Genomic DNA, 23,699 nt, shown 5'->3' on the forward strand with positions numbered 1-23,699 from the left:
CCAAGGAGAAGGCGTTGACCGCCGAGGCCCTCCCTGCCGAGCTGCGCCGCGCCATCGTGCAGGTAGCCCGCACCCCCCGACTGCTGGTGGCCTGCGACTACGACGGGACACTCGCCCCGATCGTCGAGAACCCCGAGAACGCCCGCCCGCACACCGAGTCGGTCGGCGCGCTGCGCTCGCTGGCCGGGCTGCACGAGACGACGGCGGCGGTGATCTCCGGTCGGGCGCTGCGCGACCTGGCGACGCTGTCGCGGCTGCCCGCGGAGGTGCACCTGGTCGGCAGCCACGGTTCCGAGTTCGACGTGGGCTTCGTGCACGCGCTCGACGCCGAGGCCCGCGACCTGCACCGCAGGATCGAGGCGGAGCTGGAGAAGCTGACCGAGGGCGCCGAGGGCGTGCACCTGGAGGTCAAGCCCGCCAGCATCGCGGTGCACGTGCGCCGCGCGCCGGAGGACGTCGCCGACGACGTGCTGGCGAAGGTCCGCTCCGGACCGTGCACGTGGACCGGGGTCCAGGTGACCGAGGGCAAGGCGGTGATCGAGCTCGCGGTGGTCCAGACCGACAAGGGCCACGCGCTCGACGTGCTGCGCCACCAGGCGGGCGCGACCGCGGCGATCTTCGTCGGCGACGACGTGACCGACGAGAAGGCGTTCACCCGGCTCGCTGGCCCGGACGTCGGGGTGAAGGTCGGTGACGGCGAGACCCTCGCCGGGTACCGCATCGACGACCCGGTGTCGGTGGCCACGATGCTGGCGCTGCTGCTGGAGGAGCGCCGCAACTGGCTCTACGGCGGGCAGGCGCCGCCCATCGAGCGGCTGTCCATGCTGGCCAACGAGCGCTCGGTGGCGCTGGTGACCCCGGACGCGCGGCTGACCTGGCTGTGCCACCCGGAACCGGACTCGGCCGCGGTCTTCGCCGACCTGCTCGGCGGCCCGACCGCCGGGCACTTCTCGGTGTCGCCGGAACGCGGCGGACTGCCGCTGGGACAGCGGTACCTGCCGGGCACGACGACGGTGGAGACGCGCTGGTCCGGGCTGCTGGTGACCGACTACCTCGACCACGACGCGCCAGCGCACCGCACGGACCTGACCAGGGTGCTGTCCGGTTCGTCCGCCGCGGTGGTGGAGTTCGCGCCGCGCCCGGAGTTCGGCCAGGTGCAGGTGCGGCTGGAGGCCACCGTCGACGGGCTGCTGGTGCTCGGCACGTCCGACCCGATCGCGCTGCGGGCGCCCGGGGTGGTCTGGGAGATCACCAGCGACGGGCAGGTCGACTCGGCGCGCGCGGTCGTGCAGCCGACGCCGCAGGCCCCGGTGGTGTTCGAACTGCGCTGCGGCACCAGGGACCTGTCCGCGCACCCGGTCGCCGAGCCCGACCGCAAGGCGCGCGCGGCGTCCTACTGGACCACCTGGCTGGACACGCTCGTGCTGCCGCCGGTGGAGAAGGACTTGGTGGCCCGCTCCGCGCTGACGCTGCGCGGCCTGTGCCACAGCGAGACCGGCGCCATCATGGCCGCCGCGACCACCTCGCTGCCGGAGGAGATCGGCGGCATCCGCAACTGGGACTACCGCTACTGCTGGCTGCGCGACGCGTCGATGACGGCGAAGGCGCTGGTGTCGTTGGGGTCCACTGTGGAGGCCGAGGCGTTCCTGCGCTGGGTGCACGGCGTGCTGGCCACCATCCCCGGCCCGGAGCGGCTGCACCCGCTGTACACGATCGCGGGCACCACGCTGGGCCCGGAAGCCGTGATCGACACGCTGCCCGGGTACGCCGGGTCGCGCCCGGTGCGGGTCGGGAACCTGGCCAACCAGCAGGTCCAACTGGACGTGTTCGGCCCGGTGGTCGACCTGGTCGCGGCCCTGGCCGAGGCCAAGGGGTCGCTCTCGGACAGCGACTGGGCGATGGTGGAGGCGATGGCCGAGGCGGTCACCCGCCGCTGGCACGAGCCGGACCACGGCATCTGGGAGGAACGGCACCGGCCGCGCCACCACGTGTACTCCAAGGTCATGTGCTGGCTGACCATCGACCGCGCGCTCACCCTGGCCGACAAGCACGGCAGGACCGCGCACCCCGACTGGCCCGCCCTGCGCGCCAAGATCGCCGACGACGTGCTGACCAACGGCTGGAACGACGAGGTCCGCTCCTTCACCACCGCCTACGACGGCACCGACCTCGACGCCGCCACCCTGATGATCGGCATGGTCGGCCTCATCGACCCCACCGACGACCGCTTCCAGGCCACGGTCACCGCCACCGAGGCCGAACTCCGCTCCGGCTCCACCGTCTACCGCTACCACCGCGACGACGGCCTCCCCGGCGACGAGGGCGGCTTCCACATCTGCGCGGCCTGGATGATCGAGGCATACCTGCTCACCGGCCGCCGCCCGGAAGCAGAGGACTTGTTCGCCCAGATCGTGAACGCCGCCGGACCCACCGGACTGCTCCCGGAGGAGTACGACCCGGTCGCCGAGCGCTCGTTGGGCAACCACCCCCAGGCATACTCCCACCTCGGCCTGATCCGCTGCGCCCAACTCCTTTCCGCGTAAACGCCCGAATGCAGTGGGGGCCCGCCATTTCCTGGCGGGCCCCCACCTTTGTACTCACCCTGTGTCACAGTTCCGCCAGACCCTGATGCCCCGAACGGGGCATACCTGCCGAAAAGTCGCCAAACCGGGACAACCACCACATCGGCGTTGCTACCCTCGCTCCGCATCGCAGCGTGGAGGGATTCCCGTGCCGGACGGCAATGGACGAGCACTGGCTGGGAGCGGGATCAGCGACCAGTTCATGGTGGGCGACCGACTGGTCAGCCCGCCCGGTACTGGTGCGCCCTCGGCCGGGTACTTCCGGTTCGAGAGCCTGATCGTGCTCGACTCCCTGATCGCCCAGTGGAAGACCATCACCGACAGGATCAGCGCGTGTCAGCGCCAACTCACCACGGCGTACGACATCGTCCAGCCGCCCGCGCAGGACCCAGCGAGTGACTCCGAGGCCGAAGCAACCAGGCAGACCCTGGTCAAGGCCATCGAGCACAACAAGACGATGCGCGAGTACGCCCGCGACTACGTCCACATGCTCACCGCCGCCAGGCAGGCTTATGCGGCCACAGAGGCGGTCAACTCGGCCACATTGCGATCAGAGGAAGGGTGATATGAGCGCAAGGCTGCTCACCTGCCTGGTGGGGCTCACAGCGCTCGCGAGCGGTTGTACCGAAGCCGGGTCCCCGATGCCAAGCACCTCCACCACAGCACCGGCAACGACACGCGAGTACGGTGCGCCGGGAGTGCACGAGCCCATTGCCCCGGGAAGGTTCCGCAAGGACCCATGCGCCGTACTCACCCCGGAGCAGTCCGGTGGACTCGGCTGGGAGCCTGAGGGAACTGCTCACAAACTCGAGTCGAACGATCCCTATTGCGACTGGGACAACGAAAAGACCCTCGAGACCTTCGTCTTCGGCTGGTTGGCCTCCAACTCGGGCGGACTCGACGACACGTACCGCGTGTTCAAGAACGACACGGGCTACTTCGAACCGGTCGTGATCGAGGGCTATCCCGGCGTGTTCCACTTCAGCGAGGACCTGCGCCCCCGCGGCCACTGCAACCTGGTCGTCGGGATCCGCGACGAGTTGACCTTCCACGTCGATGGGGATGGCGATGGACCCGAGGTGTGCGACACGGTCCGCGAGATGGCGGTCTTGGCGATCACGACCATGAAGGCGGGGTAGGCCGGTGACCGCCATCTCCGGCGAGGGGATCTACGACAACTTCCACGCAGGCGTGGGTACCGAGTCATTGATCAGCGCTGCGGAACTGTTGGCCAAGGTGGCAGTGGAGTACGAAACCCTCGCGGTGGAGATCCTGGCGATCAACGCGTCGATGGCGCAGGCGTGGCAAGGGGAGGCCAGTGAGTCCGCGCAACGCGGAGCGGTGCCGCTGGCCCGGTGGCACGCCGCGGCCCAGCCCGCGCTGACGCAGGCCAAGGAGGTGACCATGAACCAGGTCTCGTTGTTCCACTCCGCCCGCGACGCGGTTCAGCCGGTCCCGCCCGCGCCTGCCAGACCGAACATGTGGGACAACCTGACCACCCTCGGCGCGGCATCGGAGTCCTATGAGGACTCAGTGCGGCAGCGCAACCTCGCGGCCGAGGCGAACATCCACGTGATGCGGGTGTACGAGACGCAGTCCGCTGCCCACATCGCCTCCTTGCCGCAGACGTACGGCGAGTTCACGATCGACCCGGTCGAGCAGGCGCCGCAGGCGGAGAAGCCGGTGGTGCCCCCGGTGCGGCAGCCGATCCCGGCGCGGCGGCCCGCGGTCGAACCACCCGACAACGGACGAGCGCGCAGTGCTGTCGAGCAGACCGGTCGACCGCAGGTCACAGCCACGAGTTGGGCGACGCCGCCGCAGCAGGTCGTTGGCAGCCAGCCGGTGCCGCAGCCCGGACCGCGGCCCGCGCCGACTCCGGGACCAGCACCTGGACCACCGGTGCCGCCACTGCGTCCGCCGGGGACCCGATGGACGCCGGGCCGGACACCAGTCGGCCAGTGGGGTCAGCCGGGCGGACAGGGATCCACCGGCGAACGAGCACCGCAGGCGACCGGACGACCCGGCGGTGGGCAGCCCGGGCAAGCAGGCGGCCGTCCAGGCGGGGAGTCGGGGCCGCGGGTGCCGCACGGGGGTGAGCAGGGTCGGGTTCGGGCTGAGGTTGGGCGGGGGTTCGGGCCGGAAGGGGCCAGGACTGGAGTTGGCCCGACCGAGGGCGCCAGGGGGTTCGGGGCCGGGGGAAGCCGGACGGGTCGGTCGATGGGGGGTGGGCTTCCGGTTGGGGCGGGTGGTGGTGCCGCCAAGGGGGAGGATGACCTGGAGCGGTCGGCGCCCAGTTATCTCGTGGTGGCGGATCCTGAGGAGTTGTTCGGGACCGATGCCATCACCGCTCCCCCGGTCATCGGTGAGTAGGCATTGCTGGATCGACCGCTGGTCCTGCCCGCGGAGGTGCTCGCGCGGGTTGTCCGCAGGGAAGCACTCGGCGAGTTGCACGTCACGCTTGCGCCGGTACCGAGTTGGATCCCCGTCGCGGAGGAACGCGCCAGGGATGCCGAGGCGCTGGTGGAGTTGGGGAAGCTGGGACTGGTGGATCGGCGCGAGCGGGTGGACGCGGATCTTGTGGCGACGGTGGCGTTGTTGTGCCGGGCTCGGGTGGAGTTCTCCGGGTGGGTCACCAGCGGCGAGAAGACGGTTGGGGTGTTGGCGGCGGCGAGCGGGCGGGACGCCGTGCTCGCGGTGCGGCAGCACAATACCGTCCATTTGCGACAAATCAGTCCCGACCGGTTGCCGGACAGCGTGGTCGAGCAGCTGCCGGACCTCCCGCCGGGGCGGGGTCGAGCGGTCACTGTCGGGCCGCCGGAGCCCAGTGAGCGGCACTACACCACGAAAGCCCGAAAGGACCCGGAACTCGCGCTGGCGCAACGGATCGCCGAGCTCCCCACGACCGGTGGCGGTCAACTCTCCGTAGCGGCCCGTGACCACGCCAACCGGCGCACCGCAGCCCCACACCCCTTGCGGTACGCCGATTCCACGCGCGGCAGGTGGCTCAACCTCGTCCTCCCCGGTGACCGGCTGATCATCGCCCCCGCCGCCAAGGCCGACCTGGCCACGCGGTTGCGGGACATGCGCAAGGCCCTTGCCTGAACCAAGACGTCGCCTGGCGTTCATGCCGACTTCATGTCCAGTGCGGGCGAAACGGCGTCGTAGGGGGTGTGGGGCCGGGATCATCGGACCGGTGGGGAGGGGTGCATGAAACGTCGGATCAGCATCGGTCTTGCCGTGGTGTTGCTCGCGGCCGTGGTGGTGGCGATCATCTTCGGGTCGGGGGACGACGACCAGGTGCCCGGTCAGGGCGCGCAGGTGGTGCGGGGGGTCGGCGGGTCGGAGAAGGCGGCGTTCTTCGCTGACGCCAGGGTGGTCGAGGTGTTCGGCAGGCACGGGCTGAGGGTGGAGTTCGACTCCGCCGGGTCGCGGCAGATCGCGACCACGGTGGACCTGGGGCCGTACGACTTCGCGTTCCCGTCGTCGCGGCCCGCGGCGCAGCGGATCAAGCAGGACAAGAAGGTCAACAAGGTCTACACGCCGTTCCGGTCGCCGATGGCGGTGGCGACGTTCGCGCCGATCGTGGACCTGTTGACCGCGCAGGGCGTCGTGCACAAGGGCCTCGGCGAGTACCAGGTGCTCGACATCGCGAAGTACCTGGAGCTGACCGGCAAGGGCACCCGCTGGGACCAACTGCCCGGCAACACCGCCTACCCCGTGCGCAAGAACGTCCTGATCACCACCACCGACCCGCGCAACTCCAACTCCGCGGCCATGTACCTGGCGCTGGTTTCCCACGTGCTCAACGACAACCAGGTCGTCGCGACCCCCGAGGCCGAGGCGAAGGTGCTGCCGCCCGCGGTGAAGTTGTTCATCGACCAGGGCTACACGCAGAGCAGCAGCGAGGGCCCGTTCGAGGACTACCTGGCCGCGGGCATGGGCAAGGCGCCGCTGGTGTTCATCTACGAGTCGCAGTTCCTCGACCGGCAACTGCGCGGCGACGGCTCGATCCGCCCCGACATGAAGCTGCTGTACCCGCAGCCGACCCTGCTGTCCGAGCACACCCTGGTGCCGCTCAAGGGCGAGGGCGGCCGGGTCGGCGAGCTGCTGAGCACCGACCCCGACCTCAAGCGGCTGGCCGCCGAGTTCGGGTTCCGCACCGACGACCCCAAGGCGTTCCTCGACCTGCTGGCCGACCGCAAGCTGAACGCGCCTGCCGACCTGCTCTCGCAGGCCGAGGTGCCCAGCTACGAGACGCTGGAGCGGCTGCTCAACGAGATCGCGAAGTACTACCGGTGAGCGACATCGCTTTAACGCCACCGGATCCGGTCGACCCGGTCCCGCTCGACCGCGCGGCGGGCCTGGTCCCGGTCGACGATCCGACCCGCGCCGCCGCCGAGGCCAAGGCGGGCCGCTTCACCGCGGAGCTGACCGCGCTCGACCCCCGCTCCCCCGACTTCTCCGACAAGGTCGACGAGATCATGGCCGTCGGCGAGGCGGACATGCGGGTGGCGGCCGGGATCGCGACCGCCCTGCTGGACCGGTCGGTCGACGCGCTGGCCACCGCGCAGGGCAGGCGGTCCGGCCCGGAGCAGCGGATCACCACCAGCCTGGTCGAGCTGCGCCGCACGGTCGCCGAACTCGATCCCGGCGCCGCACCCACCGCCCCGCGCAAGCTGTTCGGGCTGATCCCGATCGGCGGTGGCAAGCGGCTGCTGGAGCGGTACCAGGCGGCGAACACCCCGATCAACCTGCTCATCGTCGACCTGCGCACCCGGCAGGACCAACTGCGCCGGGACAACGCGGCGATCAAGGGCGAGCGGTCGCGGCTGTGGGAGAACATGGGCCACCTGGCGGAAGCGGCGGTGTTCGCCGAGGCGCTGGACGGCGCCATCGACCGCCAAGCCGGGGTGCTCGACTACGCCGACCCAGCGGCGGCGACCTCACTGCGCGCCGACGTGCTTTTGCCGGTGCGACAACGCCATCAGGACATCCTCACCCAGCTCGCGGTCTGCGCCCAGGGTTACCTCGCGCTGGACCTGTTGCGGCGCAACAACGACGAGCTGATCCGAGGCGTGGAACGGGCTTGCACCACCACAGTGGCGGCGCTGCGGATCGCGCTCGTCGTCAGCGGCGGCCTGGCCAACCAACGCGCGGTGCTCGAGGAGATCGAGGCGCTGCGCGGGACGACCGACGAACTGATGCGCGCCAACGGGAGCCTGCTCGAGCAGCACACCGCCCAGATCCAGCAGGGCGCGGCCGACCCGGCGGTCGGTGTGGCCACCATCCGCGCGTCGTTCGACCAGATCCTGCGCGCCATCGACGCGGTGGACGAGTTCCGGGCGGGTGCCACGAAGAACATGGCCACCACCGTCGCCGCGCTGACCGGTGAGCTGCACCGCACGCGCGACCACCTGCGCCGCTCGCACGACACCGAGACCGGGGGAGAAGCATGAAACGGGTCATCGCCACCGTCCTTGCCGTCGCGGCGGTCCTGTCCGGCTGCTCCTCGGACGCGGGCGACGAGAAGCCGGTCAGCCAGGCGGAAGCGGGCAAGCTGCGGGTGCTGGCGGGCAGCGAGCTCGCCGACCTGAAGCCGGTGCTCGACCAGGCCGCGCAGGCCACCGGGGTGCGGGTGGAGTTCACCTTCAGCGGCACCATCGAGGGCTCGGAGGTCCTGGCCAGCGGCAAGGCCGACGGCCGGTACGACGCGGTGTGGTTCTCCGCGAACCGCTACCCGCAGGCGATCCCGGACGCCGCGCGCAGGCTCGGCGCCCAGGCGAAGATCATGACCTCGCCGGTGGTGCTGGGGCTGGCCCGCTCGAAGGCGACCGAGCTCGGCTGGGTGGACAAGCCGGTGTCCTGGTCGGACATCGCGAAAGCGGCGGCGGACAAGCGGTTCAGCTACGGCATGACCGACCCGTCGGCGTCGAACTCCGGGTTCTCCGCACTGGTCGGCGTGGCGTCCGCGCTGGCAGGCACCGGGTCGGCGATCAGCGCGACCGAGGTGGGCGCGGTCAAGCCGCAGCTGAAGGGGTTCTTCTCGGCGCAGGCGATGAGCGCGGGGTCGTCGGGCTGGCTCTCGGAGGCGTACCAGCGGCGGGCCACCGGCGAGGACCCGGGCGCGAAGATCGACGGGCTGATCAACTACGAGTCGGTGCTGCTCTCCCTCAACGCGGGCGGGAAGCTCCCCGAGCCGCTGGCGCTGATCTACCCCAGCGACGGCGTCGTCACCGCCGACTACCCGCTGACCGCGCTCAAGGACGCCCCCGAGCACGCGCGCGCCGACCACAAGAAGCTCACCGAGTACCTGCGCACCCCGGCCGTGCAGCGCGACATCATGTCCCGCACGCACCGCAGGCCCGCCGTGCCCGGTGTCGACCTGGACAAGGACTTCGGCACGCGAACGCTGGTCGAGCTGCCCTTCCCGGCTACCGAGCAGGCGTTCGACGCGCTGCTGATGGCGTACTTCGACGAGATCCGCCGCCCGTCGCGGACGGTCTACGTGCTCGACGTGTCCGGCTCGATGGCGGGCGAGCGGATCGAGAAGCTGCGCGCGGCGCTGGTGGGGCTCACCGGCGCGAGCAACGACCTGGTCGGCCGCTACCGGCGCTTCCACGGCCGGGAGGAGGTCACCTTCCTGCCGTTCAGCGGCGAACCGGGGCAGCCGATCACCTTCTCCGTGCCGGAGGTCGACCAGCGCGCCGAACTCGACCGGATCAAGCAGACCGCCGAGGACCTGGACTCCGGCGGCGGCACCGCGATCTACGCCAGCCTGGAGCGGGCCTACCAGCACCTGGGCGCCCAGCCGGACGACGGGCGGTTCACCTCGATCGTGCTGATGACCGACGGCGAGAACAACAGCGGCACCGACCTCGCCGGGTTCCAGCAGGCGCGGGACAGGCTGCCGGAGCGCCTCAAGGGCGTGCCGGTGTTCACGGTCCTGTTCGGCGAGGGCAACAAGGACGAGATGGCGGACGTGGCCAAGCGCACCGGCGGCAAGGTCTTCGACGCGCGCGACACCGACCTGCAGCACGTGTTCCGGGAGATCCGTGGCTACCAGTGACCGGGTCGTCCGCTACCTCGGCTCGACCAAGAACCTCGTCGGCTGCGTCGCCGGGCTCGGCGGGGTCGGGCTGCACCTGGTCGGTCTCGCAGGCCCGTACTGGCTCCCGGTGATCGGCGCGCTCTACCTGGTCGGCGCGCTGGCCGCACCGCCCGAACGCGTCCAACTCTCGGTCGACCCGGCCATCGAGGCGTCCCGCCTGCGCGCCGACCTGGCCGCCCTGCTGGCGAAGGTCCGCGCCGAGACCAAGCGCATGCCCGAGGGCGCCCTGGACCGCCTGGAGCACATCGGCGAGGTCCTCGGCGCCGTCCTCGCCCGCCCCGACGACCTGGCCGCCGACCCGGAAACCTCCCACAGCGTGACCCGCCTGGTCCGCGTCGACGTGCCGCTCGCGGTGGAGACGTACCTGAACCTGCCCTGGTGGATCGGCGTCGCCAAACGCTCCAACGCCCGCTCCGCCGCCGGTGAACTCCTGGCCCAACTGGACCTGCTCGACCTGGACGCCGAAAAGGTCGCCACCCACTTCTTCGCCGACGACCTCCGCCGACAATCCGACCACACCCGCTACCTCGAAGACCGCGCCGAGGACTAGCCCCGGTTATTCCCGCAGCACCTGCAAGTTGTTCATCGCCGAAGCCAGGTCCCCCACCACGCGGGCCTCGATCCCGTCCGGGAGATCGCCGGAGTCCGGGGGGATCAAGGCTTTGGTGAACCCCAGCCGCAGGGCCTCGGTGAGGCGGGCTCGGACGCCGGAGACTCGGCGGACTTCGCCTGCGAGCCCTACTTCGCCGAGGACGACCAGGTCCGGGGGGAGGGCGACGTCGCGGGCGGCGGTGGCCACGGAGAGGGCTATGGCGAGGTCGGCGGCGGGTTCGGGGATCTTCATGCCGCCGACGGTGGCGGCGAAGACGTCGGCGTCGCCGAGGCGGATGCCGCCGCGGCGTTCCAGGACGGCCAGCACCATGGCGACGCGGGCCGAGTCCAGGCCGGAGACGGCGCGGCGCGGGGTGCCCAGGTGGGACTTGGCGACCAGGGACTGGACCTCGCCGAGCAGGGGGCGCTTGCCCTCGACCGCCACCGTCACCGCCGTGCCCGCGACCCCGGTGTCGCGCCGGTTCAGGAACAGGCCGGACGGGTCGGGGACGCCGACGATGCCGCTTTCCACCAACTCGAAGCAGCCGACCTCGTCAGCGGGCCCGAACCGGTTCTTCACCCCGCGCAGCAGCCGCAGCATGGAGTGCCGGTCGCCCTCGAAGTGCAGGACGACGTCCACCAGGTGCTCCAGCACCCGCGGACCGGCGATCGAGCCCTCCTTGGTCACGTGCCCGACCAGCAGCACCGGCAGCCCGCGTTCCTTCGCCAGGGCCACCAGAGCGGCGGTCACCGCCCGCACCTGGGTCACACCACCGGGAGCGCTGTCCACCGCGGGCGAGGACATCGTCTGCACCGAGTCGACCACGAGCAGCCCCGGCCGGACCGCGTCCACGTGCCCCAGCACCGCCGCGATGTCGCTCTCCGCGGCCAGGAACATCGACTGGTGCACGTTGCCCGTGCGCTCGGCCCGCAACCGGACCTGCCCCGCCGACTCCTCGCCGGTCACGTACAACGTCGGCCCGTACTCGCCGTCGCGCGCGGCCCAGCGGTAGGCGACCTCGAGCAGCAGCGTCGATTTGCCGACACCGGGTTCACCGGCGAGCAGCACCACCGCGCCGGGCACCAATCCGCCACCGAGCACCCGGTCCAACTCGGGCACCCCGGTCTGGCGGGCCCGCGCGGCCTCGATGTCGACCTCGGCGATCGGCCGGGCAGGCGAGCTCGGCGCCCCCGCGGCGATCTTGACCTTGGGCGCGCCGACTTCCTCCAGGCTGCCCCAGGTCTGGCACTCCGGGCAGCGGCCGAACCACTTGGCGACCGTGTGCCCGCAGTCGGCGCACCGGTAGCTGGACTTGCTCACCACTGGACCATCACCACGGCCAGCACGGTACGGCCGGGGACCGACAGTCCGCTCAGTGCTCGCTCTTGTGCTCCTCGCGCGGCCCGTTCGGGGCGGCGATCGGGAGGTTGACGGTGACCGGGCCCGCCTTCTCGAACACGAAGGTGACCGGGACGTTCTTGCCCGGGTACAGCTTCTCGGAGAAGCCCTTGAGGACGATCTCCAGCGTGCCGAGCTTCAGCTTGGCGGTGGTCGTGGTCGGCGTCACCGAGGTGGCCGCCACCGAACCGGTCGTGGTCGTGGTGCTCGGGGCGCCCGAGGTGGGCTTGCCTGCCGAGGCCGATGTCGGGGCGACCGCGCTGGTGGTGGTCGGGGTCGGGGTGGTGGGGGCGCTGGACTTCTTGCCGTCCGCCTCCGCACCCGCCTTGCCGACGACGAGCGCGAACCCGCCGGGCAGGTTGGCGTCGCCGGAGACCTCGACCTCGGTCGCCAGCGGGCTGGTGACCTCGACCAGCTTGTCCGGGGTGCCGCCCACGTTGACGATCGTCAGCGACAGCGGCGCGTCGGCGCCCTTGGCGTAGTAGCCGTTCTCCGGGTAGGCGAGCACGGCGTCGCGCACCGCGATCTGGCCCGCCTGCGCGAGCGCGCCGTTGACGGCGGGCAGCTGCGAGTCGGTCTGGGTGATCTGACCGGAGCTGCAGCCCGCGGTCACCAGTGCTGCGGCGATGCCGAGGCCCAACACGGCCGGGGCGAGGCGCAGCCTGCCGGTCGAGTTCTGCTGTGCACGGCTCACGGGTGCTCCTGCGTCGCTAGCGGACAATCACCTACCGGCTCAGGAGCCTAGCCGGGGCGCGGTGGCGGGTTGCGGCGTGGGCGGACAATCACCCGTCGGATGTCGCGCCCGTCACGTCCGCGCCCGGGTCCACAGTGGAACGGGCGGCGCCGCGAGATCGACATGTGCCGCCACCGCGCCCCCGCACCCTGCTGAGTACGCGCCCCCGGCACTTGTCAACCCCCGGCCATTCCCTGATGTGGCCCTTGACCTGCACAGACGTTCAACGCCTCATCTCCTGGTCAGTGCGACTCGTGTTAAGCTGGGACCAGCGAAAGGGGCAGAGGACACATGGTTTTCAAGGTCGGAGAGACCGTCGTCTACCCGCACCACGGTGCCGCACTCATCGAAGCGATCGAGACCCGGGTGATCAAGGGCGAGGAGAAGAAGTACCTCGTCCTCAAGGTCGCGCAGGGTGACCTCACCGTCCGCGTCCCCGCAGACAACGCCGAGATCGTCGGCGTGCGGGACGTCGTCGGTCAAGAGGGCCTCAACCGCGTGTTCGACGTGCTGCGCGCTCCGCACACCGAGGAGCCGACCAACTGGTCGCGCCGGTACAAGGCCAACCTGGAGAAGCTCGCCTCCGGCGATGTGAACAAGGTGGCCGAAGTGGTGCGGGACCTCTGGCGGCGGGAGAAGGACCGCGGCCTGTCCGCAGGTGAGAAGCGGATGCTGGCCAAGGCTCGGCAGATACTGGTCAGCGAGTTGGCGCTGGCCGAGGGCACCGACGAGGACAAGGCCGAGGTCCTGCTGGACGAGGTCCTGGCCACCGCGACCGTCTAGCTCCCTCACCTGGAGAACACCACCGCACGTCCCGACCGGGCTTTCCGGCGGATCGCCCGACTGAGACATGCATGACACCCCCATCGGACAGCAGCGACCGCAGCACCCCCGAGCAGGCTCGCGCCGTGGCCATCGTGCCCGCCGCGGGTCGAGGCGAACGCCTCGGCTTCGGGGTGCCCAAGGCGCTGGTCCCGGTGCGCGGGACGGCTCTGCTCACTCATGCCGTGCGCGGCCTGCTCGACGCGGGCTGCGTGCGGCATGTCGTGGTCGCGGCCCCGCCCACCGAGGTCGAGTCGACCGCCGCACTGCTGCGTGACGAGGGCCTCGCGGCCGACGTCGTGGCTGGTGGGGCCGACCGCACCGAGTCGGTCCGGCTCGCCCTGCGGCACGCTATCAAGGTCGTCCCGGACGCCCGCGTGGTGCTCGTGCACGACGCCGCGCGCTGCTTCACCCCCGCCCACGTGATCCGGGCCGTGGTGGCCGCCGTCGCGGCGGGGGCACCGGCGGTGATCCCGGTGTTGCCGATGGCCGACACCGTCAAACAGGTCGATTTCGGCGGTACCGTGCTCGCCACGCCCGACCGGGCCGCGCTGCGCGTCGTGCAGACCCCGCAGGGCTTCGACCTGGCCACGCTGACCAGGGCGTATGCCGAGGCGGGCGATTCGGCCACCGATGACGCGGGCCTGGTGGAGAAGATCGGCGTGCCGGTCGCCACGGTGCCGGGACACGCCTATGCGATGAAAATCACAACCCCCTTTGACCTGGCGATTGCCGAGTTCGTGCTGTCGGCGGGAGTAGCCCCATGAGGGTCGGGATCGGCACTGATGTTCACCCGATCGACGTAGGCCGGGAGTGCTGGATCGCGGGCCTGCACTGGCCCGGGGTGCCCGGCTGCCTCGGTGACTCCGACGGCGACGTCGCCGCGCACGCCCTGTGCGACGCCCTGCTGTCGGCCGCGGGGCTCGGCGACCTCGGCGCGGTGTTCGGCACCGGCGACCCGCGCTGGGCGGGCGCGCACGGCAGCACGCTGCTGGCCGAGGTGCGGTCGCGGGTCGAGGCGGCGGGCTGGCGGGTGGGCAACGCCGCGGTCCAGGTCATCGGCACCGAACCCAAGATCGGCAAGCGCCGCGCGGAGGCCCAGGAGGTGCTCTCGGCGGCCGTGGGCGGCCCGGTGTCGGTCTCCGGCACGACGACGGACGGACTGGGCCTGACCGGCCGCGGCGAGGGCGTCGCGGCGGTGGCCACGGTGCTGCTCGTGCCAGCCGAGCAGGGCGTTCCCGCAGGTTGAGCGGTACCCCGGTGCCGCACGTAAGTTTCCCGGCATGGGATCACTTCTGTCCGAGGGCGCCAAGGCCCTCATCGACGGCGCCAACTTCGCCACCCTCGCCACGCTGAACCCCGACGGCGGCCCGCAGACCTCGGTGCTGTGGGTGCGCCGCGACGGCGAGGACCTGCTGCTGTCCACCGTGGCGGGCAGGCAGAAGGAGAAGAACCTGCGCCGGGACCCGCGGGTCAGCGTCACGGTCGTCAACAAGGACAACCCGTACAGCTACATCGAGGTCAGGGGCGCGGCGCGGCTCACCACCGAGGGCGGCGACGACCTGATCAACGAGCTGTCCGAGAAGTACCTCGGCAAGCCCTATAGCGGGGACACCCCGGACACGGTGCGCGTCGTGGTGCGCATCACACCGGAGCGGGTGACCGGCCACGCGTAGCGACCTCTAGCGTGGACGCCGTGGTCATCCGCGGCGTCCTGCTGGACTTCTCCGGGACCCTGTTCCGCCTGGAACCGGGGCCCGGCGCTGTCGACGGCCTGCACAACGCCGACGGGACCGCGCTGACCGCCGAGCGCTACGCCGACGTCCTCGCGCTGATGACGGTGCCGACCGGCGTCCCGGCGCACCTGCCAGCGGACCTGCACGACTCCTGGCACCGCCGCGACCTCGACCCCGAGGTGCACCGCGCGGGCTACGAGGCGTCCCTCGTGCACCCCGACCTCGGCCTCGGCGGCGACACCCCCGGCAAGCTCTACGACCTGATGCTGGCGCCGTCTTCGTGGCGCCCCTACCCGGACACCGAGGCCGCGCTGCGCCTGCTGCGCGCGAAGGGCATCCCGGTGGCCGTGGTCAGCAACATCGCCTGGGACCTGCGGGACACGTTCGCGCACTGGGGCCTGGACGAACTGGTGACCGAGTTCGTGCTGTCCTACGTCGTCGGCGTGGTCAAGCCGGACGCCAAGATCTTCGAGATCGCCTGCGAGCGGCTCTCGGTCGAGCCGGGCGCGGCGCTCATGATCGGCGACAGCGCGAAGGCCGACGGCGGCGCCGCGGCGGCCGGTTGTCGATTCGAGCGGGTGGAGCCGCAGGCGACCGCGAACCGCCAGGACGCGCTGCTCGGCGCGTTGCGCAGGCACGGGATCGCGGACTAAGCGCCAAGCCGAGCGGACCCGGTCACCGCCGGTCACGGGTGGTCAACCCAAACCGGGGACGGGTGACCCGCGCGTTACCCGTACCATTTCCCCCAGTCAACGCTGTGCTCCCACCAGGAGATAGTCGTGTCCCTGCACATCTACGACAGCGCGAGTCGCACCTCGCGCCCGTTCGCGCCGCTGGTACCCGGGATCGCCTCGATCTACGTCTGCGGTGCGACGGTGCAGGGCGTCCCGCACATCGGGCACGTGCGCAGCGGGCTCAACTTCGACGTGGTGCGCCGCTGGCTGGCGCACGGCGGCCTGGACGTGCGGTTGGTGCGCAACGTCACCGACATCGACGACAAGATCCTGGTCAAGGCCGCGGAGGCGGGCAGGCCGTGGTGGGAGTGGGCGGCCACGCACGAGCGGTCATTCGACTCCGCCTACGACGCGCTCGGCTGCTTGCCGCCGTCAGTGTCACCGCGCGCGACAGGGCACGTGACGCAGATGGTCGAGCTGATGCAGAGGCTCATCGACGGCGGTCACGCGTACGCCTCCGGTGGGGACGTGTACTTCTCCGTCGCCTCTTACCCTGCCTACGGCGAGTTGTCGGGCATCAAGGTCGACGAGGCGCAGCAGGGCGAGTCGGCGGCGCAGGGCAAGGCGGACGCGCGGGACTTCACGCTGTGGAAGTCGGCGAAGCCGGGCGAGCCGTCGTGGCCGACACCGTGGGGTTCCGGGCGGCCCGGCTGGCACCTGGAGTGCTCGGCGATGGCCCGCGCGTACCTGGGCGCCGAGTTCGACATCCACGGCGGCGGCATCGACCTGGTGTTCCCGCACCACGAGAACGAGCAGGCCCAGTCGCGGGCAGCGGGTGACGGGTTCTCCTCGTACTGGATGCACAACGCGTGGGTCACCATGAGCGGCGAGAAGATGTCGAAGTCGCTGGGCAACGTGGTGTCGATCCCGGAGATGCTGAACCGGGTGCGCGCGCAAGAACTGCGGTACTACCTGGTCGGCCCGCACTACCGGTCGACGATCGAGTACTCGGAGGCCGCCCTCGACGAGTCGGTGCGCGCCTACCAGCGGGTCGAGACGTTCCTGCGCAAGGTGGCGCAGCGCACGGGCGTCGTCGCTCCCGGCGGGGTGAGCGCGGAGTTCGCGGCCGCGCTGGACGACGATCTCGCAACCCCCGCGGCGCTGGCCGCGGTGCACAACCTGGTGCGGCAGGGCAACACCGCCCTGGACGCGGCCGACGACACCGGTGCCCGCGAGATCGCGGCGTCGGTGCGGGCGATGACCGGGGTGCTCGGGCTGGACCCGCTGTCGCAGCGGTGGGTCGACGACGCGGGCGCGGACACGGGTCTGCGCCAGGCGTTGGACGCATTGGTGTCCGACCTGCTCGAGGAGCGGGCCAGGGCGCGCAGCGAACGGAACTTCGCGCTCAGCGACGCGATCCGGGACCGCCTGCTGATCGCGGGCGTCGCCGTCGAGGACACCCCCGGCGGTCCACAGTGGACATTGAAGGACGGCTGAGGTGGCAGGCAATTCCCAGCGCAAGGGTGCGATGCGCAAACCGGGCAGCAAGAAGGGCGCTGTCGTCGGTTCCGGCGGGCAGCGGCGCAGGGGACTGGAGGGCAAGGGCCCGACCCCCAAGGCGGAGAGCAGGCCGGGCCACGTCGCCAACCGCCGCGCAGGCGCCATCGCCAAGCGCGCGGCCAAGACCCAGGACAAGGGCGCGAACGAGCTGGTGGCCGGGCGCAACCCGGTCGTCGAACTGCTGCGCGCCCACGCCCCGGCGATCGGCCTGTACGTGGCGATCGGCATCGAGCCGGACGACCGGGTGGCCGAGTCGGTCCGCCTCGCCGCCGACCGCGGCATCTCGGTGCTGGAGGTCTCCCGCCCCGAGCTCGACCGGCTGACCGCTGGCGCCATGCACCAGGGCCTGGCCCTGCAGGTCCCGCCGTTCGAGTACGCCCACCCGGACGACCTGCTCGACGCGGCGCAGGCCAGCGGCGAGCCCGCCCTGATCGTGGCGCTCGACGGGGTGACCGACCCGCGCAACCTGGGCGCGGTCGTCCGCTCCGCCGCCGCTTTCGGCGCCAACGGCGTCCTGCTCCCCCAGCGCCGCAGCGCGGGCATGACCGCGGTCGCGTGGCGCACCTCCGCCGGTACCGCCGCCAAGCTCCCGGTCGCGGTCGCCACCAACCTCACCCGCCAACTGCGCGCCTACGCCGAAGCGGGCCTGATGATCGTCGGCCTCGACGCCGACGGCAGCATGGACATCGACAACCTCGTCCTGGCGACCTCCCCGCTGGTCGTCGTCGCAGGCTCGGAAGGCCGCGGCCTGACCCGCTTGGTCCGCGAGGCGTGCGACGCCACCGTGTCCATCCCGATGGCCGCGGGCGTGGAGTCCCTCAACGCCTCCGTGGCCGCGGGGGTCGTCCTGGCCGAGGTAGCCCGCCAGCGCCGAGCCGCTGGTCGGATCTAGCCCTCATCGACAAGGGACCCAGCCCCACCCGGGCTGGGTCCTTTCTCATTCAGCACCGCGCCCCGTGCGGCGGATGGGTGCCACCAGGTTCGCATCCCCTGGAGATGTCGGGGAGATGTCGCGCGTGGGCCGGGGGTGGGGCCGGGGGCGTGCGAGACTCGGTGCGTCCTGTATGGAGGTTCACCCTCCGGTGGGGGAGGTGGGCGGGTGGACTGGGCCGCGATCGGGGCGGACCTGCGGGAGCACTGGGTGGTGTACCTGTCGATGCCGCTGGTGGCGGCGGTGATCGGGTACGTGACGAAGCGGGCCGCGATCGAGATGATGTTCCGGCCGGTGGAGTTCGTGGGGGTGTGGCGGCTGGGGTGGCAGGGGGTGATCCCGCGCAACGCCGAGCGGATGGCCACGGTCGCGATGGAGTTGATGACCACCAACCTGATCGCGCCGCGGGAGGTGTTCGGGCGGCTGGACCCCAAGCGGGTGGCCGAGGAGCTGCGGGGGCCGATCGAGCGGGCGGTCGACGAGATCGCCAGGGAGGTGCTCGCGCAGTACCAGCCGAACCTGTGGGAGCTTCTGCCCAGGCAGGCGCAGGACCGGGTGCTGGGGCGGATCCGCCGGGAGGCGCCCGCGGTGGTCGAGCGGCTGATGCGGGAGGTCGCCGAGGACATCGAGTCGCTGCTCGACGTCAAGGACATGGCGGTGCGGGCGCTGGTGCGGGACAAGGCAGTGCTCAACCGGTTGATCCGGGGCACCGCGGCGCCGGAGATGCGGTTCATCGCGCGGTCGGGGATCTGGTTCGGGGCGGTCATCGGCGTCGTGCAGCTGGGGACGTGGGCGTTGACCAAGAACCCGTGGGTGCTGCCGGTCTTCGGCGGCATCACCGGCTGGCTGACCGACTGGCTGGCGCTGAAGATGATCTTCTTCCCCCGGCAGCCGCGGCGCTTCCTCGGGCTGGTGACCTGGCAGGGCATGTTCCAGCGCAGGCGGATGGCGGTCGCCCGCGACTACGGCGAGCTGATCGCGGGCGAGATCCTGACCGTGGCGAACGTGCTGGAGGCGGTGCTCACCGGGCCGGGCGCCGACCGGCTGCACCGGATGGTCGAGCGCGAGGTGCGCCGGTCGATCGACGAGCAGGCCAGCCTGGCCAAGCCGCTGGTCGTGGCCGCCGTGGGGTCGCGCCGCTACCAGGAGATGAAGGCGGCCGCGGCGCGCAGGGCGATCGAGCACGTGCCCGACACCGTCCGCCACCTGGAGGGCTACGCGACCGGCGCGCTCGACATCCGGGCCACCATCGTCCGGCAGATCCAGGGCCTGACGCCGGTGCAGTACGAGGGGCTGCTGCGGCCCGCGTTCCGCCAGGACGAGTGGAAGCTGATCACCGTCGGCGCGGTGATCGGGTTCCTCGTTGGTGAGCTCCAGCTCGTCCTGCTCCTGCACTGAGCAGGCAGGCGGCGTTAATCTACTCGCGAGTCAACAACCGAGGAGGCCGGGTTTGCGCGTCGACGCCATCATCGACGACTTCACCCGGCACTGGCCGGTCTACCTCTCGATGCCCTTCGTGGCCGCGGTGATCGGCTACGTGACCAAGCGGGTCGCCATCGAGATGATGTTCCGCCCGCTGCGCTTCGTCGGCGTCGCCGAGCCGTGGCTGGGCTGGCAGGGCGTCGTGCCGCGCAACTCCGCGCGGATGATCCGGACCTCCGCCGAGCTGATCACCAGCAGGCTGGTCGACCCGCGCGAGGTGGTCGAGCGGCTCGACCCCGACGAGGTGGCCCGCCAGATCCAGGGCCCGCTGCTGCTGACCGTGGACCGCATCGCCCGCGAGGTGCTGGAGAAGCACCACCCGCAGCTGTGGGAACTGCTGCCGGTGCTGGCCCAGGACCTGATCGTCAAGCAGGTGCAGGCGGGCACCCCGGCGCTGGTCCGCAAGGTCATGGCCGAGGTCAGGGCCAACATCGGCGACGTGCTCGACGTCGGCCAGGTCGCGGTGACCGCGCTGGAGCGCGACAAGGAACTACTGGTCCGGCTGGTGCGCGACATCTCCCGCCCCGAGATGGCCTTCATCGCCCGCTGCGGCATCTACTTCGGCTTCACCCTCGGCGTCGTGCAGACGATCGTCTGGGCGCTGACCCGCGAACCCCTGGTGCTGCCGGTCTTCGGCGCCGCCATCGGCTGGTTCACCGACTGGCTGGCCATCAAGCTGGTCTTCTTCCCCCGCGAACGCACCAGGTTCCTCGGGGTGTTCTGGGTGCAGGGTGTCTTCCAGCGCCGCCGGGCCGAGGTCGCCAGGCAGTACGGCGAGCTGATCGCCCGCGAGGTGATGACCGTCCCCAACATCGTCGAGGGCGTCCTGCGCGGCCCCCGCTCCGACCGCCTCCTGGAGATGATCCGACAACTGGTCCGCAAGTCCGTCGACGACCAGGCCAGCATCGCCAAACCCCTCGTCGCCGTCGCCGTCGGCACCCGCCGCTTCCAGGAGATGAAGCACGCCGCCGCCGACAAGGCCATGACCTACCTCGACAGCACCGCCCTGCAAGCCGAGCCGTACGCCACCAAAGCCCTCGACATCGGCAACACCATCGCCGCCAAGATGAACCAACTCACCCGCGTCGAGTACGAGGGCCTGCTGCGGCCCGCGTTCCGGCAGGACGAGTGGAAGCTGATCGCAGTGGGCGCGGTCATCGGTGCCTTGGTCGGCCACCTGCAGGCCCTGTTGATGCTGGGGTGACGCCAAACGGGTGCGCGGACACCCGCAGTCATCGTTCCCGCCGGGTGGGGCGCGATCTGCGAAGGGGGTGTGCGGGTTCAGGCTCGGGTGGTGCTGGTGCGGCGGGTTCGGCTGATGGCCCAGCACACCAGGTAGATCAGGAAGGAGATGGCGGTGACGAAGGCGCTGACCGGGGTGCCGGGGGCCAGGGACAGGATGATGCCGCCGACCGCGGAGACCTCGGCGAACAGGACGGCGAGCAGGGTGGCTTTGAGGGGGCTGGCGGTGATGCGGCAGGCGGCGGCTGCTGGGGTGACCATGAGGGCCAGTACCAGCAGGGAGCCGACGGTGCGGACGCCGAGGGCGGTGGCGGCGCCGACCATGACGGCGAAGACGACGGCGAGGCCGGTGACCGGGATGCCGCGGGCCTTGGCGACCTCCGGGTCGACGCTGGCGAACAGCAGCGGGCGGTAGAGAGCGGCGAGCAAGCCGAGCACCACGATCGCGCAGCCGCTGAGCAGGGCGACGCTGGCGAAGTCCTGGCCGACGATCTGGCCGGTGAGCAGGCCGAACTTGTTCGACGACCGGCCTTTGTACAGCCACAGCATGAGCACGCCGAGACCCAGCCCGAACGCCAGCACGACGCCGATCACCGAGTCGTAGTCGGAGCTGCGCCGCGACAGCAGGCCGAGCACCAGGGCGGCCACGATCGCGCCTGCGAGGGCGCCGTTGCCGATGTCCCAGCCCAGCAGCAGGGCGGCCGCTCCCCCGGTGAGCGCCAGTTCGGCGGTGCCGTGCACGGAGAACGCCATGTTCCTGCTGACGATCAGCGGCCCGAGCACCCCGGCGAGCAGGCCGAGCACCGCGGCGACGACCAGCGCGGTCACCACGAACGGCAGTTCGAGCAGCCGGGCGGTCAGCTCGAGGTCGAACAGCTTGTCCATCAGCGCTCCAGCAGCTGCTCGGTGTGGTGCGCGCCGTCCTCGCACAGGTCGCTGTGCGCGCCGACGATGTGGATCTGGCCGCGCACCCGGACCACGGCGATCTCGGTGCCGTACAGCTCCGAGAGCGTCTCCGAGGTCATCACCTGCTCCGGCGGACCGATCCGGAACCGGCCGTCGACCAGGTACAGCACCCGGTCGACCAGCGGCAGCACCGGGTTGATCTCGTGGGTGACGAACAGGACCGCGCTGCCCGCGTCACGGCGGCGGGCGTCGATCAGGGTGCTGACGGCGCGCTGGTGGGCCAGGTCCAGCGACAGCAGCGGCTCGTCGCAGAGCAGCACCTCGGGTTCGCCGACAAGAGCCTGGGCGACCCGCAAGCGTTGCTGCTCGCCGCCAGAGAGCAGGCCGACGGGGCGGTCGGCGTAGGCGGTAGCACCAACGGCGTCGAGCGCGGCGTCGACCCGGCGGCGGCGTTCCCGCATACCGCCGATGCCTAGGCCCCAGCGGTGACCGTCGTAGCCGAGGCCGACCAGGTCGCGGCCACGGACAGCGACCGTTGGGTCAAGAGCGCGCTGCTGCGGGATGTAGCCGATGTTGCGGTTACCCCTACCGGGCGCCGCACCCGCGACGCGCACCGTTCCCGCGCTCAGCTTCTGCTGCCCGAGCAGGACCCGCATCAGGCTGGTCTTACCGGACCCGTTCGGCCCGAGGACCGCCACGAACTCGCCCGGCTGGACGTCCAGGTCGAGGCCGTCCCAGAGGGTTCGGTCGCCATAGGACAGTCGGGCACCCGAGAGCGACACCGCCGCGGTGGCGGTGCGGCCGCGTGCTTCGGTCATGCCGCCGCCACAGCACCGGCGAGCGCGTCGACCTGCTTGGTCATCCAGTCAAGGTATCCGGTCACGCCCTGTGGCAGCGTCTCGGTCACACCCACGACCGGGACGCCCGCCGCGCCGGCCTGCTCCTTGAGCCGCTTGGTCACCGGGATCTCGGTCTGGCTGTTGTAGACGACGGCGACGACCTGCTTGCCGGTCACCAGGCCCTCGGCCTCGGCGACGGCGGCCGCGGACGGGTCGGACTCCTCTTCGACGGCCTCGGAGAACTCGGCCGGGGTGACGTCCTCAAGCCCGGCGGTGTGCAGCAGGTAGGCGGCGACCGGTTCGGTCGAGAGGACCTTCGCGCCCGGTTTGCGCTGCCCGATCTCGGCAGTCTTCACGATCAGCTCTTGCACTGCCTTATCGAAGTTCGCCGCGTTGGCGCGGAACACCTCGGCCTTGTCGGGCGCGACGGCGGCGAGTTCGTCGGCGACCTTGGTGGCGACCTTGCGCACGGTCTCCAGGTCGTACCAGACGTGCTCGTTCTCGCTGTGGTCGTGGTGGGCGTCGGCCGGGGCGGGCTCGGGCTTCTGCTCGTCGGCGTCCGGGTCGGCCAGGTCGACGGCGACGATGCGGCGGACGTCCACGCCGGAGGAGTCGACGAGGGTGGTGAAGAAGTCGTCGTAGCCGCCGCCGTTGGACAGCACGACGTCGGCGCCGGCGAATGCGGTGGCGTCGGAGGGCTTGGCCTCGTAGCCGTGCGGGTCGGCGCCGGGGTCGCTGAGGATCGCGGTGACCGTGACGGCGTCGCCGCCGACCGCGGTGGCCACGCTGGCCCACACGTTGGTCGACGCCACGACGGTGATGCGACCGTCCGACGGCGACTGGCCCTGTGAGTCCCCACACGCGGTCGCGGTGAGCGCGACCAGCCCGGCGATGGCGGCGGCGGTGCGCAGCGGTCGGCGTCCGGACCCCGTGGCGGTGGGGGTCAGGCGGTGGGTCATGGAGCACTCCTGGCCTGTCGGGTGTGCCTTCATCCGACCCCGGGGCGGCGACGACACGAGAATGGAAACCGTTGTCGGTTTGAGCGTACGCCACCGCGGGGCTCGGACGTAACCCGACCGGGTGAGACCCGATCG

At 71.3% G+C, this 23,699-nt stretch carries 23 protein-coding genes; 18 read left to right on the forward strand and 5 right to left on the reverse strand.

The features are described 5' to 3' along the window. The first annotated feature begins 14 nt into the window (after positions 1 to 14). From otsB to CLV68_RS01390, 9 genes are all read left to right on the forward strand, one after another. Positions 15 to 2,543, forward strand: coding sequence for a trehalose-phosphatase (gene otsB / locus CLV68_RS01350; RefSeq protein WP_121388815.1), 2,529 nt, complete (start codon positions 15 to 17; stop codon positions 2,541 to 2,543). A gap of 187 nt (positions 2,544 to 2,730) precedes the next feature. Further along, positions 2,731 to 3,147 (forward strand): PE domain-containing protein, encoded by a 417-nt coding sequence (locus CLV68_RS01355; RefSeq protein WP_170224025.1) that lies wholly within the window; start codon positions 2,731 to 2,733, stop codon positions 3,145 to 3,147. Position 3,148: 1 nt separating this feature from the next. Continuing rightward, positions 3,149 to 3,721, forward strand: coding sequence for a DUF3558 domain-containing protein (locus tag CLV68_RS01360; protein WP_281274624.1), 573 nt, complete (start codon positions 3,149 to 3,151; stop codon positions 3,719 to 3,721). Positions 3,722 to 3,725: 4 nt separating this feature from the next. Beyond that, entirely contained in the window at positions 3,726 to 4,952 is a 1,227-nt protein-coding gene (locus tag CLV68_RS01365) for a PPE domain-containing protein (protein WP_121388818.1), read from the forward strand. Positions 4,953 to 4,955: 3 nt separating this feature from the next. Next, a complete protein-coding gene (locus tag CLV68_RS01370) occupies positions 4,956 to 5,684 on the forward strand; it encodes an ESX secretion-associated protein EspG (RefSeq protein WP_121388819.1) in 729 nt (242 codons plus the stop codon). A gap of 105 nt (positions 5,685 to 5,789) precedes the next feature. Further along, complete coding sequence (locus CLV68_RS01375) at positions 5,790 to 6,881, forward strand: hypothetical protein (RefSeq protein WP_121388820.1); 1,092 nt, start codon at positions 5,790 to 5,792, stop codon at positions 6,879 to 6,881. Beyond that, complete coding sequence (locus tag CLV68_RS01380; protein WP_121388821.1) at positions 6,878 to 8,038, forward strand: toxic anion resistance protein; 1,161 nt, start codon at positions 6,878 to 6,880, stop codon at positions 8,036 to 8,038. Before CLV68_RS01375 ends, CLV68_RS01380 begins: the two co-directional genes overlap by 4 nt. Beyond that, positions 8,035 to 9,648: a VWA domain-containing protein gene (locus CLV68_RS01385; protein ID WP_121388822.1), complete on the forward strand. Its 1,614-nt coding sequence runs from the start codon at positions 8,035 to 8,037 to the stop codon at positions 9,646 to 9,648. Before CLV68_RS01380 ends, CLV68_RS01385 begins: the two co-directional genes overlap by 4 nt. Beyond that, on the forward strand, positions 9,635 to 10,240 hold the full coding sequence (locus CLV68_RS01390; RefSeq protein WP_121388823.1) for a hypothetical protein: 606 nt from the start codon (positions 9,635 to 9,637) through the stop codon (positions 10,238 to 10,240). The genes CLV68_RS01385 and CLV68_RS01390 overlap by 14 nt, the downstream gene beginning before the upstream one ends. A 6-nt stretch (positions 10,241 to 10,246) precedes the next feature. On the opposite strand, the gene radA is transcribed toward CLV68_RS01390, so the two are convergent. Together radA and CLV68_RS33615 are read right to left on the reverse strand one after the other, a co-directional pair. Continuing rightward, entirely contained in the window at positions 10,247 to 11,605 is a 1,359-nt protein-coding gene (gene radA / locus CLV68_RS01395; RefSeq protein ID WP_121388824.1) for a DNA repair protein RadA, read from the reverse strand. A gap of 49 nt (positions 11,606 to 11,654) precedes the next feature. Next, a complete protein-coding gene (locus CLV68_RS33615; protein ID WP_170224027.1) occupies positions 11,655 to 12,374 on the reverse strand; it encodes a copper chaperone PCu(A)C domain-containing protein in 720 nt (239 codons plus the stop codon). A gap of 330 nt (positions 12,375 to 12,704) precedes the next feature. Between CLV68_RS33615 and CLV68_RS01405 the strand changes: the two genes are divergently transcribed. From CLV68_RS01405 to CLV68_RS01445, 9 genes are all read left to right on the forward strand, one after another. Beyond that, entirely contained in the window at positions 12,705 to 13,196 is a 492-nt protein-coding gene (locus tag CLV68_RS01405; RefSeq protein WP_018682461.1) for a CarD family transcriptional regulator, read from the forward strand. Between the two features lie 71 nt (positions 13,197 to 13,267). Next, positions 13,268 to 14,002: a 2-C-methyl-D-erythritol 4-phosphate cytidylyltransferase gene (gene ispD / locus CLV68_RS01410; RefSeq protein ID WP_121388825.1), complete on the forward strand. Its 735-nt coding sequence runs from the start codon at positions 13,268 to 13,270 to the stop codon at positions 14,000 to 14,002. After that, on the forward strand, positions 13,999 to 14,484 hold the full coding sequence (gene ispF, locus CLV68_RS01415) for a 2-C-methyl-D-erythritol 2,4-cyclodiphosphate synthase (RefSeq protein WP_121388826.1): 486 nt from the start codon (positions 13,999 to 14,001) through the stop codon (positions 14,482 to 14,484). The genes ispD and ispF overlap by 4 nt, the downstream gene beginning before the upstream one ends. A 34-nt stretch (positions 14,485 to 14,518) precedes the next feature. Further along, positions 14,519 to 14,911, forward strand: coding sequence for a PPOX class F420-dependent oxidoreductase (locus tag CLV68_RS01420; protein ID WP_121388827.1), 393 nt, complete (start codon positions 14,519 to 14,521; stop codon positions 14,909 to 14,911). 11 nt (positions 14,912 to 14,922) lie between these two features. Then, the gene (locus CLV68_RS01425) at positions 14,923 to 15,624 is read left to right on the forward strand and encodes an HAD family hydrolase (protein WP_246009620.1); all 702 of its coding nucleotides are present in this window, start codon (positions 14,923 to 14,925) and stop codon (positions 15,622 to 15,624) included. Positions 15,625 to 15,750: 126 nt separating this feature from the next. Beyond that, a complete protein-coding gene (gene cysS, locus CLV68_RS01430; RefSeq protein ID WP_121388829.1) occupies positions 15,751 to 17,142 on the forward strand; it encodes a cysteine--tRNA ligase in 1,392 nt (463 codons plus the stop codon). 1 nt (position 17,143) lies between these two features. After that, complete coding sequence (rlmB, locus tag CLV68_RS01435) at positions 17,144 to 18,097, forward strand: 23S rRNA (guanosine(2251)-2'-O)-methyltransferase RlmB (RefSeq protein WP_121388830.1); 954 nt, start codon at positions 17,144 to 17,146, stop codon at positions 18,095 to 18,097. A 207-nt stretch (positions 18,098 to 18,304) separates the two neighbouring features. Then, on the forward strand, positions 18,305 to 19,534 hold the full coding sequence (locus CLV68_RS01440) for a DUF445 domain-containing protein (protein ID WP_121388831.1): 1,230 nt from the start codon (positions 18,305 to 18,307) through the stop codon (positions 19,532 to 19,534). 52 nt (positions 19,535 to 19,586) lie between these two features. Next, the gene (locus CLV68_RS01445; protein WP_121388832.1) at positions 19,587 to 20,822 is read left to right on the forward strand and encodes a DUF445 family protein; all 1,236 of its coding nucleotides are present in this window, start codon (positions 19,587 to 19,589) and stop codon (positions 20,820 to 20,822) included. A 77-nt stretch (positions 20,823 to 20,899) separates the two neighbouring features. Here the strand turns inward: CLV68_RS01445 and CLV68_RS01450 are convergent, their stop codons facing one another. From CLV68_RS01450 to CLV68_RS01460, 3 genes are read right to left on the reverse strand one after another with little or no spacing between them, the layout of a single operon-like run. After that, positions 20,900 to 21,745, reverse strand: coding sequence for a metal ABC transporter permease (locus CLV68_RS01450; RefSeq protein WP_121388833.1), 846 nt, complete (start codon positions 21,743 to 21,745; stop codon positions 20,900 to 20,902). Next, positions 21,745 to 22,584, reverse strand: a complete 840-nt coding sequence (locus CLV68_RS01455; RefSeq protein WP_121388834.1) for a metal ABC transporter ATP-binding protein — start codon at positions 22,582 to 22,584, stop codon at positions 21,745 to 21,747. The genes CLV68_RS01450 and CLV68_RS01455 overlap by 1 nt, the downstream gene beginning before the upstream one ends. Continuing rightward, a complete protein-coding gene (locus tag CLV68_RS01460) occupies positions 22,581 to 23,564 on the reverse strand; it encodes a metal ABC transporter solute-binding protein, Zn/Mn family (RefSeq protein ID WP_121388835.1) in 984 nt (327 codons plus the stop codon). The genes CLV68_RS01455 and CLV68_RS01460 overlap by 4 nt, the downstream gene beginning before the upstream one ends. Between the last annotated feature and the right edge of the window lie 135 nt (positions 23,565 to 23,699).

The sequence above is a fragment of the Actinokineospora cianjurensis genome (assembly GCF_003663795.1).
Lineage (GTDB): Bacteria > Actinomycetota > Actinomycetes > Mycobacteriales > Pseudonocardiaceae > Actinokineospora > Actinokineospora terrae.